The sequence below is a fragment of the Streptomyces sp. NPDC048504 genome (assembly GCF_043200035.1).
In the GTDB taxonomy this organism is placed as follows: Bacteria; Actinomycetota; Actinomycetes; order Streptomycetales; family Streptomycetaceae; genus Streptomyces.
Genome location: NZ_JBICXA010000002.1, coordinates 712,819 through 730,545, shown reverse-complemented (window position 1 = coordinate 730,545; position 17,727 = coordinate 712,819). Strand labels below are relative to the sequence as shown.

Annotated in this window: 16 protein-coding genes and 2 rRNA genes; 6 read left to right on the top strand and 12 right to left on the bottom strand. The window is 69.0% G+C overall.

Annotation, left to right across the window (positions count from 1 at the left end; translation table 11 throughout):
• The 3 genes from ACGFY9_RS07735 to ACGFY9_RS07725 form a co-directional block, all read left to right on the top strand.
• Nucleotides 1-199, top strand: a 23S ribosomal RNA gene (locus tag ACGFY9_RS07735); the annotation flags it as partial.
• Nucleotides 200-292: 93 nt separating this feature from the next.
• Nucleotides 293-409 (top strand): 5S ribosomal RNA (rrf, locus tag ACGFY9_RS07730).
• 71 nt (nucleotides 410-480) lie between these two features.
• Nucleotides 481-1,026 carry a GNAT family N-acetyltransferase gene (locus tag ACGFY9_RS07725; RefSeq protein WP_393752833.1) on the top strand — a complete coding sequence of 182 codons (546 nt, stop codon included), beginning with the start codon at nucleotides 481-483 and terminating at the stop codon, nucleotides 1,024-1,026.
• A gap of 30 nt (nucleotides 1,027-1,056) precedes the next feature.
• On the opposite strand, the gene ACGFY9_RS07720 is transcribed toward ACGFY9_RS07725, so the two are convergent.
• The 9 genes from ACGFY9_RS07720 to ACGFY9_RS07680 form a co-directional block, all read right to left on the bottom strand.
• The gene (locus ACGFY9_RS07720) at nucleotides 1,057-2,511 is read right to left on the bottom strand and encodes a type VI secretion protein (protein WP_393752832.1); all 1,455 of its coding nucleotides are present in this window, start codon (nucleotides 2,509-2,511) and stop codon (nucleotides 1,057-1,059) included.
• A gap of 16 nt (nucleotides 2,512-2,527) precedes the next feature.
• Entirely contained in the window at nucleotides 2,528-3,961 is a 1,434-nt protein-coding gene (locus tag ACGFY9_RS07715; protein WP_393752831.1) for an ATP-binding protein, read from the bottom strand.
• Nucleotides 3,962-3,968: 7 nt separating this feature from the next.
• Complete coding sequence (locus ACGFY9_RS07710) at nucleotides 3,969-5,528, bottom strand: SCO6880 family protein (protein WP_393752830.1); 1,560 nt, start codon at nucleotides 5,526-5,528, stop codon at nucleotides 3,969-3,971.
• Nucleotides 5,525-6,844 carry a hypothetical protein gene (locus ACGFY9_RS07705; protein WP_393752829.1) on the bottom strand — a complete coding sequence of 440 codons (1,320 nt, stop codon included), beginning with the start codon at nucleotides 6,842-6,844 and terminating at the stop codon, nucleotides 5,525-5,527. Before ACGFY9_RS07705 ends, ACGFY9_RS07710 begins: the two co-directional genes overlap by 4 nt.
• On the bottom strand, nucleotides 6,834-7,676 hold the full coding sequence (locus ACGFY9_RS07700) for a hypothetical protein (protein ID WP_393752828.1): 843 nt from the start codon (nucleotides 7,674-7,676) through the stop codon (nucleotides 6,834-6,836). Before ACGFY9_RS07700 ends, ACGFY9_RS07705 begins: the two co-directional genes overlap by 11 nt.
• Nucleotides 7,677-7,853: 177 nt before the next feature.
• Nucleotides 7,854-8,162 carry a hypothetical protein gene (locus ACGFY9_RS07695; RefSeq protein ID WP_019065418.1) on the bottom strand — a complete coding sequence of 103 codons (309 nt, stop codon included), beginning with the start codon at nucleotides 8,160-8,162 and terminating at the stop codon, nucleotides 7,854-7,856.
• A 376-nt stretch (nucleotides 8,163-8,538) separates the two neighbouring features.
• The gene (locus tag ACGFY9_RS07690; RefSeq protein ID WP_393752827.1) at nucleotides 8,539-9,852 is read right to left on the bottom strand and encodes a peptidase S8; all 1,314 of its coding nucleotides are present in this window, start codon (nucleotides 9,850-9,852) and stop codon (nucleotides 8,539-8,541) included.
• Nucleotides 9,853-10,288: 436 nt separating this feature from the next.
• Nucleotides 10,289-11,650 (bottom strand): peptidase S8, encoded by a 1,362-nt coding sequence (locus tag ACGFY9_RS07685; RefSeq protein WP_393752826.1) that lies wholly within the window; start codon nucleotides 11,648-11,650, stop codon nucleotides 10,289-10,291.
• Between the two features lie 457 nt (nucleotides 11,651-12,107).
• Nucleotides 12,108-12,704, bottom strand: a complete 597-nt coding sequence (locus tag ACGFY9_RS07680) for a TetR/AcrR family transcriptional regulator (RefSeq protein WP_393752825.1) — start codon at nucleotides 12,702-12,704, stop codon at nucleotides 12,108-12,110.
• 99 nt (nucleotides 12,705-12,803) lie between these two features.
• Here ACGFY9_RS07680 and ACGFY9_RS07675 point away from each other — a divergent pair, with 99 nt between their 5' ends.
• Complete coding sequence (locus ACGFY9_RS07675; protein WP_393752824.1) at nucleotides 12,804-13,769, top strand: oxidoreductase; 966 nt, start codon at nucleotides 12,804-12,806, stop codon at nucleotides 13,767-13,769.
• An 805-nt stretch (nucleotides 13,770-14,574) separates the two neighbouring features.
• Here the strand turns inward: ACGFY9_RS07675 and ACGFY9_RS07670 are convergent.
• Complete coding sequence (locus tag ACGFY9_RS07670; protein ID WP_393752823.1) at nucleotides 14,575-15,171, bottom strand: TetR/AcrR family transcriptional regulator; 597 nt, start codon at nucleotides 15,169-15,171, stop codon at nucleotides 14,575-14,577.
• 56 nt (nucleotides 15,172-15,227) lie between these two features.
• Between ACGFY9_RS07670 and ACGFY9_RS07665 the strand changes: the two genes are divergently transcribed.
• On the top strand, nucleotides 15,228-15,989 hold the full coding sequence (locus tag ACGFY9_RS07665; RefSeq protein WP_393752822.1) for an SDR family oxidoreductase: 762 nt from the start codon (nucleotides 15,228-15,230) through the stop codon (nucleotides 15,987-15,989).
• 42 nt (nucleotides 15,990-16,031) lie between these two features.
• On the opposite strand, the gene ACGFY9_RS07660 is transcribed toward ACGFY9_RS07665, so the two are convergent.
• On the bottom strand, nucleotides 16,032-16,418 hold the full coding sequence (locus ACGFY9_RS07660; RefSeq protein WP_393752821.1) for a VOC family protein: 387 nt from the start codon (nucleotides 16,416-16,418) through the stop codon (nucleotides 16,032-16,034).
• Nucleotides 16,408-16,707, bottom strand: coding sequence for a DUF397 domain-containing protein (locus ACGFY9_RS07655; protein ID WP_393752820.1), 300 nt, complete (start codon nucleotides 16,705-16,707; stop codon nucleotides 16,408-16,410). Before ACGFY9_RS07655 ends, ACGFY9_RS07660 begins: the two co-directional genes overlap by 11 nt.
• A gap of 188 nt (nucleotides 16,708-16,895) precedes the next feature.
• On the opposite strand from ACGFY9_RS07655, the gene ACGFY9_RS07650 reads away from it, so the two are divergent.
• Nucleotides 16,896-17,684, top strand: a complete 789-nt coding sequence (locus ACGFY9_RS07650) for a trypsin-like serine peptidase (protein WP_393752819.1) — start codon at nucleotides 16,896-16,898, stop codon at nucleotides 17,682-17,684.
• Nucleotides 17,685-17,727: the final 43 nt, after the last annotated feature.

Below are 17,727 nucleotides of genomic sequence, written 5' to 3'. Positions count from 1 at the left end.
CCAAGGGCATGGCTGGTTGGCTACGTTCGGGAGGGATAACCGCTGAAAGCATCTAAGCGGGAAGCCTGCTTCGAGATGAGTGTTCCCACCCCCTTTGAGGGGTTAAGGCTCCCAGTAGACGACTGGGTTGATAGGCCGGATCTGGAAGGCGGGTAACCGCTGGAGGTGACCGGTACTAATAGGCCGAGGGCTTGTCCTCAGTTGCTCGCGTCCACTGTGTTGGTTCTGAAACCACGAACAACCCCATTCCCGGGGGTCACCGGGTGTGGTGCGGTTGCTTGTTTCATAGTGTTTCGGTGGTCATAGCGTGAGGGAAACGCCCGGTTACATTCCGAACCCGGAAGCTAAGCCTTACAGCGCCGATGGTACTGCAGGGGGGACCCTGTGGGAGAGTAGGACGCCGCCGAACAAATATTGCGAAAACCCCTGTACCGTTTATTCGGTACAGGGGTTTTCTGCGTTTCGGCTACCGTGGCTGGCATGAACTACAAGATCCGTTCGATACGCGCCGACGAGTGGGCCGCGGCGAAGGAGCTGCGGCTCGTTGCCCTGCGGGATCCCGTCGCGCACCTTGCCTTCATGGAGACCTACGACACGGCGCTGGCTCAGCCGGACTCCTTTTACAAGGAGCGGGCCGTAGGGGCTGCAGAAGGGGCTGAGAAGGCTCAGCAGATCATTGCCGAGGGGCCCGACGGGGAGTGGGTCGGGACGGTGACCGTGCTCCTTGAGGAGGCCGGGACCGTCGACTGGGCCGGCTTTGCGGTCGAGCGGAAGCAGGGGCACATCGTCGGGGTGTTCGTGCGGCCGGAGGTGCGGGGCATCGGGCTGACCGAGGTGCTCTTCGATGCGGCCCTTGAGTGGGCCTGGGGGCGTGGGGTCGAGCGGGTGCGGCTCATCGTGCACGAGGACAACGAGCGGGCCCGGCGCTTCTACGGCAAGGTCGGCTTCATACCCACGGGCGTCGTCGTGCCGTTGGGCGGGAACTCGGACGAGCGTGAGCTGGAGATGGCGGTCGAGCGACCGTAGCCGTAGCTGTCGGGGTCGTAAGTCCCGTTGCTAGGCCGGTAGTTCATGGTGGGGCCAGCGGGCCCTGGCCTGTTCTCTGGAGCGGAGGAGGGCCAGGGTGGGTAGGCCTCGGTCTGCTCCTGTGGCGAGGAGCTCCGGGAGCTGGGGGAGCGGGGCCACGGCGGCGACGTCGTCCAGGACAAGTGTCATTGGTGGGTCGAGGCGACCGGCCGATGACCGTTCGGCCATGTGCCGGCCGCGCTCGACCACGCTTGATGCGAGGGCGGTGAGGAGAGGCATCGCGCCCGGGTTCGTACGGGGGTCCTCGATGGATTCACCGACCAGATAAAGCGTGCCCCCTTCGCTCGCGAAGGAATCCAAGGAGAGGGCGTCAGTTCGGTTGGGTGTGCAGGCTTCGCGGATGTTGACCGTGAAGAGGGAGGAGAGCGCGCGGCTCGTCAACTCCTGGGCGATGTCCCGGCGTTCGGGGTGGGACGTGAGTGCCGCCTCCAGTTCGCCTGCTGCGCCGGGGGCGGCCTTGGGGTTGGTGCGGAGGATTCTTACCGCGTCCTGGATCTGGGTGCCCTGGGACCAGCGGTGGACGTGGCGGATGGTGCGGCCGTCGATCGCGGCGGCGTGCAGGTAGCTGCGGAGGAGTGTCTCGGCTGTGTCCGCTACCGCCTGGTCGATCTTCGCGGTGGGTCTCACCGGGGTGAGGAGGGCGGTGGCTCTTCTCACCGCTGTTTGTTTGTCCTCGCAGCCCGTTGTGGGGGACCAGTGGAGGCGGGCCGGGGTGTCGCAGAGGTGGGTGGGGTCGTAGAGGAGGACCGGGCCCAGTTTGGCTCGGGCGTCTTTGGTGTCCTGCCAGACCGTTTTGTTCGATGTGACTACTAGGACTGGGCCTTCCGCGTCCCGTACGGCCTGGGTGGCTGTGGTCTGGCGGCTTTCCGCTGTCGCCAGAAAGACCTTTTCCCACCCGCCCACCCGTTCACCGTTGGACAGAGAGGTCCCCAAATGCGGTGCAGGGGGCGCCTGTTCCAGGAGAACCGTCGGCTGCGGCTGCGGTTGTTGCTGTGGTTCCGGGCGCTGTATCGGTACCTCTTGGGGCTCCGGCGAGGGCGGGACTACCAGGCTCTTCGCCCGCGTCCTTGCCCTTACCGCCCGCCATCTCGCCAACGTGCCCATCACGAACACCGTCAGGACGACCAGGATCATCAACTGGCCGATGAACAGGCCCCAGAAGAGGCCGTAGCCGGAGAACTCGGCGGGTGGGGACTGGGGCCAGGCGCCGGTGATGTCGTGCGGCTGGGCGATCAGGTGGCGCATGGCCATCGGGGTGCGGGCGAAGGTCACGCCGGTCGGCCAACTGCCCTTGGAGAACAGGGCGGCCAGGCCCGTGGCCGACCACACCAGCAGCGTCATGCCGATGAGGAACGCGAGCAGGCTCACCAACAGGCCGTCGGGGATGCCCCCTTGGCGCTCGCGTCCGCCGTCGTCCGGTCTCATGTCATGCCACCGCCGTTCACGCCACCGTGGACTCGGAGGAGCCGTCGAGATCGCTCAACTGTTGTTCCATGAAGGCCGCCGCGCGTTCCTCGGCCTCCAACTCGGCGGCGCGCAGGGCGTCGTCGGTCAGTTCCTGGTCGTGGTCGCGGGAGGACTGGGTCATCGCGCGGTCGGTGAAGACGAGGGGGCGTTCCGTCTCGGTGATCAGGTGTTTGACCACCTGGACGTTGCCGTTGACGTCCCAGACCGCGATACCGGGGGTGAGGGTCGGGATGATCTCTACCGCCCAGCGTGGCAGTCCCAACACCCGCCCGGTTGCTCGGGCTTCGTCCGCTTTTTGGGCGTAGATCGTTCGCGTCGAGGCCATTTTCAGGATCGCGGCCGCTTCCTTTGCGGCTGCTCCGTCGACGACGTCCGACAGGTGGTGGACCACCGCCACGAACGACAGGCCCAGGCGGCGGCCGAACTTCAGCAGGCGCTGGAAGAGTTGGGCCACGAAGGGGCTGTTGATGATGTGCCAGGCCTCCTCGACCAGGAAGATGCGCTTCTTCCGGTCGGGGCGGATCCAGGTGTGTTCCAGCCAGACGCCGACGATCGCCATCAGGATGGGCATGGCGATGGAGTTGCGGTCGATGTGGGACAGGTCGAAGACGATGAGCGGGGCGTCGAGGTCGATGCCCACCGTCGTCGGGCCGTCGAACATGCCGCGGAGGTCGCCGTCGACCAGACGGTCGATGACGAGGGCGACGTCCAGGCCCCACGCCCGTACGTCGTCTATGGCGACGTTCATCGCCTCGGCCGACTCCGGTTCGGGGTGGCGTAGTTGCTCGACGATGTCCATGAGGACCGGCTGGCGTTCGACGATCGTCTCGTTGACGTAGGCGTGCGCCACCTTCAGCGCGAAGCCGGAGCGTTCGTCGAGGCCGTGGCCCATCGCCACCTCGATGATCGTTCGGAGCAGGGCGAGTTGGCCTGTCGTCGTGATCGCCGGGTCCAGGGGGTTGAGGCGGATTCCCATGTCCAGGGCGGCAGTTGGGTCCAGGCGGATGGGAGTTATCCCCAACTCTTCCGCGATCAGGTTCCATTCGCCGACGCCGTCCTCGCCCTGGGCGTCCAGGACGACCACCTGGCGGTCGCGGAAGCGCAGTTGGCGTAGGACGTACGTCTTCTCCAGGGCCGACTTGCCGTTGCCGGACTCGCCGAGCACCAGCCAGTGAGGGGCGGGGAGTTGCTGGCCGTAGAGCTGGAAGGGGTCGTAGATGTAGCCCTTGCCGGAGTAGACCTCGCGGCCGATGATGACGCCCGAGTCGCCCAGGCCGGGGGCGGCCGTTGGCAGGTAGACCGCCTGGGCCTGGCCCGTCGAGGTGCGGACGGGGAGGCGGGTGGACTCGATCTTTCCGAAGAGGAAGGACGTGAAGGCGTCGGTGAGGACGGACAGCGGATCCCGCATCTGAGCCCTACCTCCGGATGCCGGTGGCGAACGGCAGTGTGTTCACAAACGCGCGGTGGTGCTCGCGGTCGCACCACTCCAGCTTCAGATACGACTTGCCGGCGGACGCCCTTATCGTGCGCTTGTCGCGCGCGAGGGCCTCGGGGTTGCGGGAGGAGACGGTGATGTAGCCGACCAGGTTCACGCCGGCCGCGCCGCTCGCCAGGTCCTCGCCGCGCTGGTCCATGCGGCCGTGGGCGGCGACGTCACGGGGGTCGACGGTGCGGTTCATCTTGGCGGCGCGGGAGGCGTCGGCCTCGTCGTTCGTCTTCTCGGTCAGCATGCGCTCGATGGCGATCTCGGTGGGTTCGAGGTCCATCGTGACGGCGACTGTGCGGATCACGTCCGGGGTGTGAACCAGCAGCGGGGCAAGGAAGTTGACGCCCACCGGGGTCATCGGCCACTCCTTCACCCAGGCCGTGGCGTGGCACCACGGCTCGCGGGTCGACGACTCACGGGTCTTCGCCTGGAGGAACGTCGGTTCCATGGCGTCGAGTTCGGCCGGCCAGGCGTTGCGCTTCGTCATCGCCTGGAGGTGGTCGATGGGGTGGTCCGGGTCGTACATGGAGTGGATGAGCGAGGCGAGCCGGCCCTGGCCGAGCGGCTGCCGTACGCGGATGTCCGCCTCCTGCAACCGTGAGCAGATGTCGGTGAGTTCACGCGCCATGACGACCGCGAGGCCGGCGTCCCGGTCGAGCTTTCGGCCTGCCTGGGGGCGGGCGGCGCGGGCCATCGCGTGGGCCTCGGCGGAGAGTTCGCGGTTGAAGTGCATGCAGGCGACGAGGTAGGCGCGGTGCTGCTCGCTGCTGGTGGACACCATCGACTGCAGTTGGTCGTACGAGTGCTGCAGCCAGGTCAGTGACTTCTCGTCGCCGCGCTGGGCGACGTCCTTGGCGTGCGCGTCCGGGTCGGCGGGCAGGGTGCGGGCGAGCATCTGGATGCGGGTGACGAAGCCGTCGCCGTTCGCCACGTGCTTGAGGAGTGTGCCGAAGCGGTCGACGAGGGCCTCCTGGTCCTCGCTGTCGCGCAGGCCGACACCCGGGCCCTCGATCTCGATCGCCGCGGTGACCGTACGGCGGTCGGCGTGCAGCAGTACGGCGATCTCGTCCGGGCCGAAGGGGGCGGCCAGCCAGTTGATCCGGCCGATCCCGGGCGGCGGGCCGATCTCGACCTCGCGCCCGTCGAGGTGGACGCCGGCCTCCATGACGGAGGAGCGGTACGTCGTGCCGTTGCGCAGGGTCCGCTTGTAACTGCGGTTGATCTCGAACCACTTGTAGAACGTACGGCGCTTGTACGGCACGTAGACCGCCATCAGCGCCAGCATCGGGAAGCCCGTCAGCAGCACGATGCGCAGGGACAGGACGGGGACGAGGAGTCCGCTCATCATGCCGAGGAACGCGCCCACGATGATGAGCGCGATCTCGCCGGTCTCGCGATTCTTGCCGACGATCGCGTTCGGCCGGGCCCGGCCGATGAGATATGTCCGGCGGGGCGTGATCGGATGGGACAGGTGGGACTCTGTCGTCAACGCCCTTCACCTCCCGTGCGGTTGTTGCGGGCGTTGCTGGCGTGCGGGGTGTTCGCCGGGCTCTGGCGGGGCGCGGGCGCGGCGGAGGGGACGGCTCCGCCGCCGCCCGACGGGCGGCTGCTGTGGGCCGCGACGCCGCCGGAGACCGGGTTGGACGGGCGGGCGCCGCCGCCGGACGAGGACTGGCCGCCCCCGCCGTCGTTCGTACGGGCGCTGTGGGTCTTGATGCCCTGCGCGACCATGGTGGCCGGGGAGCTGATGACCGCGGCGGCCTTGCCCTCGGCGCCCTGCATGATGCGGTTGTTGCGGCCGCCGGCGATCTCGTCGCCGAAGCCGGGGACGAAGCGGTAGATCATCGCGCTGGCGAAGATGGCGAGCAGGATGATCGCGAGGCCGGAGACGACGGCGGAGAACGAGTCCGGGCCGTCGGCGGTGGACAGCGCGCCGGCCAGGCCCAGCACGATCACGATGACCGGTTTGACCAGGATCACCGCGATCATGATGCCGGCCCAGCGGCGGACGTGGCCCCACAGGTTCTTGTCGACGAGGCCCGCGTAGACGACGGTGCCGAGGAGGGCGCCGACGTAGAGGAGGGCGGCGCGGATGACGAGCTCCAGCCAGAGGACGCCGGCGGCGAGGATGCTGACCAGGGAGACCACGATCAGCATGATCGGGCCGCCGCCGATGTTGTTGCCCTTGGCGAGGGCGCCGGAGAAGTTTCCGAAGAAGGTGTCCGTCTGGTTGCCCGTGGTTTTCGCGAGGACTTCTGTGATGCCGTCGGTGGCGGAGACGACTGTGTACAGGATCAGGGGGGTGAACGCGGAGGCGATGACCGTGAGCCAGAGGAAGCCGATGGCTTCGGAGATCGCGGTGGTGAGGGGGACGCCTCGTACCGCGCGCTTCGCTACCGCGAGGAGCCACAGGAGGAGGGTGAGGATCGTGGACGCGGCGAAGACGACGGCGTACTGCTGAAGGAATTTGGCGTTCGTGAAGTCCACGTTCGCCGTGTCCTTGACGGCGTCGCTGAGTTTGTCGATGGTCCAGGAGGCGGCTTCGGCGCAGCCCTTTCCGAGGGAGGAGAGGGGGTCGAGGGTGTCGGTGGTGCTGGGGGTTGTGGTGGAGCCGCTGACGGCGTTGCCGCGTTCGCAGTACTTCTTGGCGTCGCCGACGATGGCGGAGCAGTCGATGCTCGGGGACGCCGATGGCGTCGGGCTGGGGGTCGCGGCCACGGCATGGGTGGCCAGCAGCACGAGGGACGTCTGTACGGCGGTCACGGCTCCGGCGAGCCGGAACACGCGTTGCGGGTTACCGGGCATACGTGAACCCTCCGTACTCGTCGATGGCCTTGCTGATCTCGTCCGAGGTGGCGGCCGTGTCGTCGCCGGGTACCGGGGCGGGGCCGTCCTTCTGGGAGTCCGTGGCGATCTTCCAGTCGCCGTTGGACCACTGGAGGCCGAAGGTCCAGGTCTTCCACGAGGTGGTGACGGGGTCGGTCGATGTCTGCCCGGACATGCCGATGAGCCCCACGTACCAGACCGAGACCTTCGCGGCGCTGTCGCTGTACTGCTGGACGGTCGTGCCCACCGGGATCACGCGGGAGACGAACGTGCTGCCGGTCGGTGCTTTGCCGTTGGCGTCGAGGCCCAGCTTGCTGAGGAAGTCGGCCGAGTAGGCCTGGTCCATCGGGCCCGTCAGTTTGCTCGCGGCACCGGGCGTGTAGAGGGAGTTCACGAGCGAGTGCCGGATCTCCTTCTGGAACATGCCGGTCGAGCCCAGCGACACGGAGTAGTTCGCCGCCGCCGACTGCGCGCCTTGTTCGGTGTGCGCGAAGCCCGACGGAACCCCCCCGGTCTTCGTCTCCACCGGCTTCGTCCCGGTCGCCGTCGTGGAGGCGGCGTCCGGCTTTGAGCCGCTTGACGTGCTGCCGTCGTTCGACGATGACGTGCCGTCGCCGCGGTTGGCGAAGGCGATCGCGGCGATGAGGAGGACGACGACTCCGACGACCGTCACCAGGCTTTTGGAGGAGGACGGTCTGCCGCCGCGGCGGGCGCCGCCGTAGACGTCGCCTGTTCCCTGGGGGTAGCGGGTGCGGGTCTGGCCGGTGCCGCCGTAACCGCCGGAGGTCTCGTGCTCGTCTCCGGGACTCATGCCGGGTACGCCCCTTCGCCGTCGTCCAGAAACATCTGGAAGTACGACGGTAGCCGTGCTGGTTCCCGCGCGGGCGCGGAGTGGTGACTCGACATCAGGGAAACGCAACCTCAGCCGGTGGGCACGACGGGCGGGGAAGTGGATGGGTGGGGAGAGGGGGACTCCGGTCGGGACCGGCTACACGGCCATGCCGTACACGATCGTGAAGAGGGTGCCGAGGGAGCCGATGATGAAGACGCCGGTCAGGCCGGCGACGATGAGTCCCTTGCCCTGTTCCGCGCTGAACGTGTCGCGGAGCGCCGTCGCGCCGATGCGCTGTTTGGCCGCACCCCATACGGCGATACCGAGGCAGAGCAGGATGGCGACCGCCATCACGACCTCGATCATCACCTTCGCCTCGTTACCCAGGCTGCCGAAGGGGCCCCAGTCCGGAGCGATCCCCCCGATGATGGTGTTGATGTCTCCCTTGTCGGCCGCGAAGAGCATGTAAGTCACCGCCCCTGGTGGGTAGTTCCGCATCCCCTGCAGGTGCGCAGAGGTCAGGCATCATTGTCGCCGACAAAGGCGCCGTGCGATGTCGACTTGGCGTCATTGATTGGCGGGTTTCGTACGAATACCCCGTATGGTCACTCTGTGTATCACGGTAGGTAACGCCGGGCAACGATTCCGCAGCGGAACCTGTCCGTGGTTCGGTCGTTAGCCCCTGATTACTGGATTGGGTTCGCCTTGATGTTCTCATGATGAACGGGCCGCGGCTGGATGCCGCGGCCCGTTCTCCCGTGCCAGGTGTGGCCCCCACGACCCACTGTGGCACGACATGTGACTGGTGATCAGTTCAGGGTGGGGGGCAGGTCACCGTCCGTCAGTTGGCGAAGGCGGACACACCTTCCGGGGTGCCCCAGCCGGTCGGGCCGTCGTAGCCGGTCGTGGCGGTGCAGAAGTACGACGTGGTGCAGGTGCCGTTGTTGCCGCTGGTCACGTCGTTGAGGGACGAGGTGCCCGCGTAGTCGTAGGGGTACTGCGCCGGGTAGGTGCCGCTGGCCGGGGTGCCGGCGAGGGCGTAGACGCCGGCGATGATCGGGGCGGAGACGCTGGTGCCGCCGAAGGTGTACCAGCCGGCGGTGACGCCGTAGGAGTCGTAGACGGAGACGCCGGTGGCGGGGTCGGCGACGGCGGAGACGTCGGACTCCATGCGCTTGGTGCAGCCGGTGTCGGTCTGCCAGGTGGGCTTGGCGTCGTAGGAGGAGCAGCCGGAGCCGGTGCCCTCGGTGCTGGACGTCTTCCAGACGGTCTCGGTCCAGCCGCGGGTGGTGGAGGAGGTGGAGAGCTTGGTGCCGCCGACCGCCGTCACGTACTGGGACGTTGCCGGGTACTCGGCGCCGTAGGCGCTGTCACCGGAGGAGACGGTGATGGCCACGCCCGCGTGCTTGTAGTACGAGGTGTCGTACGTCGTCTGCGAGGAGGACTCGGAGCCGCCGTAGGAGTTCGAGACGAACTTGGCGCCCAGGGCGACGGCCTCGTTCTCGGCGGTGCCGAGGTTGGCGTAGCTGGCGCTGGTGGCCTCGACGAGGGTGATGTTGCAGAGCGGGCAGATCGCGCTCGCCATGTCGAGGTCGAGGGAGATCTCCTCGGACCAGCCGGCGTCGCTGGTGGGGAGGGACGTCGTGGAGCCGGTCTGACTGACCTTCTTGAAGCAGCCGTTGGCCGTCGTGCAGGCCGAAAGGCCGTAGTACGAACGGTAGGTGGCGAGGTCGGCCTCGGCGTTCGGGTCGTTGTACGCGTCGACGATCGCGATCGTCTCGCCGGAGCCGTTGGAGGCGGCGGCGGAGGTCAGGCCGTAGGCCGAGCGGAGGTTGGTCGGGCTGTAGCCGGAGGGGGTCGACGCGTCGGCCGCCTTGGGGGTGATGCCGGTCTTCGCGGCCTGCATCTTCTGGAAGGCGGTGAGGCCGCCGGTGACGCGGTAGGACTTGCAGGTGAGGTCGCCCGTGTGCTTGGGGGTCGCACAGGGGGTGGCGGCGTACGTCACCTTCGTGGAGGTGGTGGCGCTCGCCGCGGCGTCGGCCTGTACGGCGGTGCCGAGACCGGTGAAGACGAGTGCGGCTGTGGCGATGACGACGGACCCTGTGCGGCGCCATCTACCGTGCGTGTGGGGGGAGTTGGGGGTCGTGGTACGCAAGGTGCAGCCTCCTGAGTTGGTGGAACAGGGGCGGTGCGGGTGCGTGTCGCCGGTGCGGTTTCCCCGGCGGTGGGGGGCGGCCCGCGATGACGATCCCTTGTTGAGTACGCGACAACAAGAGGCTGCTGGAATCCTGACCTCCGTATTGCCGAACGAGGTCTGGCCCTTACTTGCCGATGGCTCTCCGATGGCCATCGAGTGGCGCCAGCTTGACCCAACTCACAGTATTTCCATGGTGTTTCCACTGGTCACGCAGTCGCGTAGCACATGGATACAGGGGCGCGGGGCGTGCGGCACGATGCGTGCGGCATGGCGAACGGGCCGCGGCTGGTTGCCGCGGCCCGTTGCCATTTGCTCCGCCGAGGGGACCCCACGTCCCCCTCTGCCGGCGGCTCCCCGTGACCCGACGGGGAGGTTCTTGCGGAGTGGAGTGCGGTCAGCCGGTGAAGGCGGACACGCCCTCCGGGGTGCCCCAGCCGGTCGGGCCGTCGTAGCCCGACTTGGCGGTGCAGAAGTAACTCGTCGAGCAGGTGCCGTTGTTGCCGCTCGTCACGTCGTTCAGGGCGGAGGTGCCGGCCGCGGCGTACGGGTACGACGCCGGGTAGTCGCTGCTGCCGGGGGTGCCGGCCAGCGCGTAGACCGAGGCGATGATCGGGGACGAGGCGCTGGTGCCGCCGTAGGTGCCCCAGCCGGTGCCGTCGGCGCCGTAGGTGTCGTAGACCGAGACGCCGGTGGCGGGGTCGGCGACGGCGGAGACGTCGGAGATCATGCGCTTGGTGCAGCCGGTGTCGGTCTGCCAGGACGGCTTGGCGTCGTACGCCGAGCAGCCGGAGCCGGTGCCCTCGGTGCTGCTCGTCTTCCAGACGGACTCGGTCCAGCCGCGGGAGTTGGAGGACGTGGAGAGCTTGGTGCCGCCGACCGAGGTGACGTACCGCGAACCGGCCGGGTACTCGGCGCCGTAGGCCTCGTCGCCCGCGCTGGCGGTGATGGCGACGCCCGCGTGCTTGTAGTACGAGGTGTCGTACGACGTGTCGGAGGAGGACTCCGAGCCGCCGTAGGAGTTCGAGACGAACTTGGCGCCCAGCTTGACGGCCTCGTTCACCGCGGTGCCGAGGTTGGCGTCGCTCGCCGACTTGGCCTCGACCAGGAGGATGTTGCAGTTCGGGCAGGTCGCGCTGACCATGTCGACGTCGAGGGACTCCTCGCCGGCCCAGCCGCTGTCGGCGGTCGGGAGGGAGGTCGTCGAGCCGGTCTGACTGACCTTCTTGAAGCAGCCGTTGGCCGTCGTGCAGGCCGAGAGGCCGTAGTAGGAGCGGTAGGTCGCGAGGTCGGCCTCGGCGTTCGGGTCGTCGTAGGCGTCGACGATGGCGACGGTCTCGCCGGAGCCGTTGTCGGCGGCCGCGTCGGCCAGGCCGTAGGCGGACTGGATGTCCGAGGGGCCATAGCCGGTGGGGTCGTCCGAGGCGGCCTTCGGGGAGATGGTCTTGGGCGCGATGCCCTTCAGCGCGGCCTGCTTCTCCATGAAGGCGGTGGTGCCGCCGGTGACACGGAGGGCGTTACACGCGGCGAAGCCCTTCTTCGGGGTCGCGGCGCAGCCGATCTTCGCGTACTGCACATGGGCCTTGGCGACCTGTGCGGCGACGGTCTTGGCGGTCACCTTGTGCGGGGCGGTGGCCGCGCTTGCGTGGGCCGCGGTGCCGAGTCCGGCGAGCAGGAGTGCGGCGGTCGCGGTGGCGGCGGAGCCGAGTCTGCGCCAGTTGCCGCGTATGTGGGGGGAGTTGGGGGGTGACGTACGCAACGTACAGCCTCCAGAGAGAGGTTGGCAGAGGCCTGCGGGTGGGGGGTCCACCGGTGAGGTTCCCGGTGGGGGCGGCGGCCCGCGATGACCATCTCTTGTTGAGTACGTGACAACAAGGAGGGTTCCGGAATTCTGACTTCCGCGTTACTCAAGGGGGTTGGGGGATTGCTGATCAGTGGCGGCGGGATGGGGTGGGGATGGCTCGGGCTTGACTCTCTCCACCGGAACTTCACAGCGGGACGCGCGTTGACTGGGGTTGCGGCCGGGTTCCGGGTGGGTGGTTCGGTCGTTTGCGGGGTGCGGGTGGGTGGGGGCTGGTCGCGCAGTTCCCCGCGCCCCTGAGGGGGTTGCGGTGGGGCGGGGTGACGGGGTGACGGGGTGCGGGTGGCTTGTCGCGGCCGCGCGGCGGAGTCGCCTATCGATACAGCCCCGCGCCCCAAGTAGTCGTCGCTCGCTGCTAGTTGTCGCGGGGCTTGAGGCCGTTCAGCAAGTGGTGGATCAAGGCGGGGATGTCGGCTACCGCGGCCTCGGGGGTGAGGGTGCCCTGGGCTGCGAAGGATGCCGTGCCGTGGAGGGCGGCGCCGAGGACGAGGGCGATGGTCCAAGGGGGGCCGGGGATCATCTCGCCGCGCTCCTGGGCGTCGATGACGATCTGTACGAACTGGGTTGTCGTGCCGTCCACGGCCGCCCGGAGCTGCTCGGAGATGTCCGCGTCGTGCTTGCGGGAGTACATGACCTCCAGCAGTTCGGCGTTCGTGACCGCGAAGTGGACGTAGGTCCTGGCCAGTTCGGTGAGGCGGGCTTCGAGGGGGAGTTCGGGGCTGTCTGCGGCGGTCAGCTCCTTGGCCATGCGTTCGAAGCCGGTCAGGGCCAAGGCGTCCACCAGGGCCTGCTTGTCCTTGAAGTGGCGGCCGGGGGCCGCGTGGCTGACGCCCACGTCCCGGGCCAGTTCGCGCAGGGACAGCGCCGCAACCCCCTTCTCCAGCAGGGTGCGTTCCGCGCTCGCGAGCAGGGCGGAGCGCAGGTCTCCGTGGTGATAGGGGCGTACGGGCATGCGGACCATCGTATCCCGATGTTGTCGGTGCCGACATTGTTGTCACCGTCACCATTGTTGTCATTGACAGCATTGTTGGCGTTGCCTACATTGAAGGGCATGGACAACAAGGACAGGACCAGCAGCAGCAAGGGCACGAGCAAGAGCAAGGCCAAGTGGGACGTCGGGCGGATTCCTGACCTCTCCGGGCGTACCGCCGTCGTCACCGGGGCCAACAGCGGGATCGGGTTCGCGGCCGCCGCCGAGCTGGCCCGTGCGGGCGCGCATGTCGTGTTCGCCGTACGGGACCTGGAGCGGGGGCGGGCCGCGGCGGCCAAGGTGAGCGGGAGCACCGAGGTGCGGCGGCTGGATCTCGCGGATCTGGCGTCCGTGCGGGAGTTCGCCGAGGGCTGGGACGGGCCGCTCGACCTGCTCGTCAACAACGCCGGCGTGATGATGCTCCCCGAGCAGCGGACGAGTGACGGCTTCGAGATGCAGTTCGGCACGAACCACCTGGGCCACTTCGCCCTCACGAACCTGCTGCTGCCGCACATCACCGACCGCGTGGTGACCGTCTCCTCCGGCGCGCACCGGATGGGCGACGGCGTCATCCACTTCGAGAACCTGAACCTGGACGGGATCTACAGCCCGCAGCGCGCGTACTCCCAGTCCAAGCTCGCCAACCTGCTCTTCACGCTCGAACTCCAGCGCAGGCTCACGGAGTCGGGCTCGCGCGTCCGCTCCCTCGCGGCCCACCCGGGCTGGGCGGCTACCAATCTCCAGAGCCATACGGCGAACCCGGTCGCGCGCGTGCTCATGGCCGTCGGCAACAAGGTCCTCGCCCAGGACGACAAGGGCGGCGCCCTGCCGACGCTCTTCGCGGCGACCCAGGACCTTCCGGGCGCGAGTTTCGCCGGCCCGAGCGGGATGGGCGAGATGCGAGGCGCGCCGACGCTGGTCGGTCGGAGCACGGCGGCGAGTGACGTGGAGGCGGCGGAGCGGTTGTGGGAGGCGTCGGAGGGGCTTACGGGAGTGGGTTTCCCGGTGCTGAGCGTTCCGGCGCGGGCGGCGTCGGGGCAGGCGTGAGGTCGGCGGAGTCGGGCGGGAGTCCTCCGGTCGGGAGTCGGGGCAGGTGTGAGGCCGGGGCAGGCGTGAGGTTGGCGGAGTTGGGGCGGGTGTCCTCCGGTCAGGAGTCGGGGCAGAGGTCGAGGCAGGAGTGAGGTCGGCCGGTCGGTGTTGGGCGGCGGCCGGTGGCGGTATCGGTTGATCACCGGTCGGGTTCGGTGGATCCGGGCTGCGGGGGGATCGGACTCGCTCGGGGCTGCGGGGTCGGACGTGCTCAGGGTCACGGGGGTCAGGTTCGCCCGGGGTTGCGGGGGCGGACGTGCTCAGGGCCGCGGGGACCAGGCTGGCTCGGGCCTGCGGGGGGCGGACTCGCTCAGGGCCGCAGGGTCGGACCCGCTCAGGTTGCGGGGGTCAGGTTCGCCCGAGGTTGCGGGGGCGGACGTACTGAGGGTCGCGGGGATCAGGCCCGTTCGGCGCCACGGGGATCGGACTCGCTCAGGGTCACGGGGATCACGCTCGCCCGGGGCTGCGAGGGTCGGACTTGCTCAGGGTCGCGGGGATCAGGCCCGTTCGGCGCCACGGGGATCGGACTCGCTCAGGGTCACGGGGATCAGGCACGCCCGGGGCCGCAGGGTCGGACTCGCTCAAGGTTGCGGGGGTCAGGTTCGCCCGGGGCCGCGGGGATCGGACTCGCTCAGGGTCACGGGGATCGGACTCGCTCAGGGTCACGGGGGACTGGATTCGCTCAGGAGCCCGGCGCACCATCGGCTCGCAAGGGAGCCCGGCGCACTGTCCGCTCGCAAGGGGTTCGCGGCGTGCCGGCGGGTCACCGTTGCCAGTCGTGGGCTGCGGCCGTTCTTACCCGGTCGTCGTCTCCGCAGGCCAGTAGGTCGAGGAGGAGGCCTCGGATCAGGGCCAGGGCCCGGGTCGCTCTCGTCTCCGCGAGGGCGGGCGGTGTGCCGGGGGGCTGGGCCCGTACGAGGAGGTCGAGCCAGTCGCGGGCCGCCTCGCCGGCGAAGCCTGCCCAGGGGCCGGGGTCGTGGCTGAGGGACAGCAGGAAGGCCTCGTACGTCAGCCGCACCATGGGGCGTTGTTCCGGTGCGGAGAGGAAGGTCCACAGGCTGTCCGCCAGGGCGTCGAAGCCGTCACCGGCCGTACCGACCGTGTTGTCCGGCTTCGCCAGGACCGCGGCCATCATCCCGAGCTGCTCGTGGCGGGCCCGGGCGAGCAGTTGCCGTAGAAGCTCGTCCTTGCTGCCGAAGAGGTAGAGCAGGACGCGCGGGCTGGTGCCCGTGGCGGCGGCCAGGGGGCGCAGGGACAGGCCGGTGAGGCCGTGTTCCAGGAGGTAGCCGTAGCAGGCGTCGAGGAGTTCGGTGCGCCGGGGCGAAGGCGGTGCCGGCGGTGATGACGGTGTCGTACCCACTGCGCTACCGTAACTGAAACGAGTGTTTCAGTGTCGGTATCGGTGGAGGTCGCGGGATGGGTGGCCAAGACGACTTCGCGCTCGGCGGGCGTACGGCTCTGGTGACCGGCTCGGTGCGCGGGCTGGGCCTGGAGATGGCGCGGGGCCTGGCCAGGGCGGGCGCCCGGGTGCTGGTCAACGGGCGGGATCCGGCCACCGCGGCGGCGACCGTCGCCGCGCTGCGTGACGACGGTCTGGACGCCTCGGCCGCCGTCTTCGACGTGACCGATCGTGCGGCGGCGCGGGAGGCGATGGGCGGTCTCGGGGACATCGACGTGCTGGTCAACAACGTCGGGCACCGGGACCGGCGCGGGCTCGACGCCATGACCCCGGACGAGCTGGCGCACATGCTGGACGTCCATCTGACCTCGGCGTACGCACTGAGCCGGACGGTCGCCGAAGGGCTGGCCGCGCGCGGCACCCCGGGCCGCATCATCAACGTCTCCTCGGTCGTCGGCCAGTTGGGCCGCGCCGGGGACATCGCCTACGCCACCGCCAAGGCCGGCCTCGACGGGCTGACCCGGGCACTGGCCGCGGACCTGGGGCCCAGCGGTACGACGGTCAACTCGGTGGCCCCGGGGCCGTTCGCGACCGAGGTCAACGCCGGGCTGGCGGACGACCCCGAGTGGGGGCGGTGGATCAAGAGCCGTACCGCGCTGGGGCGTTGGGGGCGGCCGGCGGAGATCGCCGGGATCGTGGTGTTCCTGGCGGGCGACGCGGCGTCGTTCATCACCGGGCAGACGATCGCGGTGGACGGCGGGATCACGACCACGTTCTGAGCCGCTCCCCAGCTCGCCTCCCCCGGCTCCCCCTGGCTTCCCTCAACTCCAGGTGCGCGCCTGGGCGTTGAACACCGCCGGGTCGCTGTGCACCGGGAGGACGCACAGCAGGTGGCCGCCGGGGGCACGCAGTACTCGGCACTCCAGCCAGCGGGCGGTCTCGGTCGCGCCGAGGGTGAGCAGGCGGGTGGTCTCCGCCTCCACGTCGTCGGTCTCGATGTCGATGTGGAAGCGCGGGTTGGGATCGTCGATCGACTGAACCGCCGTGACCAGACCGGGAATTGCCTCGTGGAGCGTGGTGAACTGGTCCTCGCCGGGGACCGGTTCCGCCGGGGTGCCGAGTGCCGCCGACCAGAAGGCCGCCGCGGCGGCGGCCTCCGGGCCGGGGGTGTCGATCAGGAGGGCGTAGACGCGGCTTCTATGCGCCATCCGGTCCGATTCCCTTGGTTTCCGGGGCTGTTGTGGCCGTGGCGTCCTTCACGTCCTCCAAGCCCTCCACGAAATGGTCGAACTCGCCTGCCTGTACGCCGAGTACGAAGGCGTCCCACTTGCGGCGATTGGTGATGACGACGATCGAAGGGTCGCTGGTCTCGCGGATGTAGACCGGGGCCTCGCCGTCGTCGCCCGGACCGAAGGCGAGCTCGATCCAGGGGCCGGGGCCCGTGGCATCCGGCGGAGCGGCTCGTTCCCAGGTGAGGTCGGGGGGGATGTCGGACACGGGGTTTCCTTCGTCGAGTGCCGGGGAGACGTCGAGTATCGCGCAGGAGAGGCGGGAGGGACGGACGGACAGTACGGTGGACAGACCGCCGGACCAAGCGTCGACCTGAGCGCGAACGCGCTGTTCACAGCGAAATTTCAGTAAACGTCGACGTCCTTTCTCACCTTCGTGGGACAGAGTGGGGCCCGATGAAGCGCAGCTCACGCATCTCCCGTTCCGCTCGCCTCGCGGGCAACCGCAGGTACGCGCTGTTCGTCGCCGTGGTGACGCTGGCCCTTACCTCGGCGTCCGTGGCGACCGCCGACGACGGTCCGGGGCCCTTCGGCGTGACCACCGTGACCGAGGTGAACAAGCAGAGCGTGCGGGTCGGCGCCCTGTTCGGGGCGGCCCATGCCACCAGCCTCGCCGGCGGGCACCACTGCACCGCGTCCGTGGTGCACAGCGCGGGGCACAACCTCATCGTCAGCGCCGCGCACTGCCTGGACGGGGACCCCGGAGACGTCTTCGTGCCGGGCTACCGGGACGGCAAGGCGCCGTACGGGGTGTGGAAGGTCGAGCAGCGGTTCCTGCCGGACGGGTGGTCCAAGGGGCAGGCCGAGGACAGCGACATCGGCTTCGCCACGCTCGTCGAGGTGGACGGCAAGAACATCGAGGACGTCGTCGGCGCCGACCGGTTCACGACCGGGACGGCGACCGGGGCCACGGCGGTGACGATCACCGGGTATCCCTCCGCCACCGACCAGCCCATCAGCTGCACCAACAAGCCCACCCTGCACAGCGGCACCCAGCAGCGCATCGACTGCCCGGGCTTCCCCGGCGGCACCAGCGGGAGTCCCTGGGTGAACGGGGACCAGCAGGTCGTGGGTGTCATCGGCGGGCATGAGCAGGGCGGGCTGACGCCCGACATCTCGTACAGCGTCGTGTTCGGGAAAGAGGCGGCCGAGTTGTACAAGGATGCGACGACTGATCCGTCGTAGGGCCGCTGGTCCGTAGTCGTGCGGATCGTCCGTAATGAGGCGC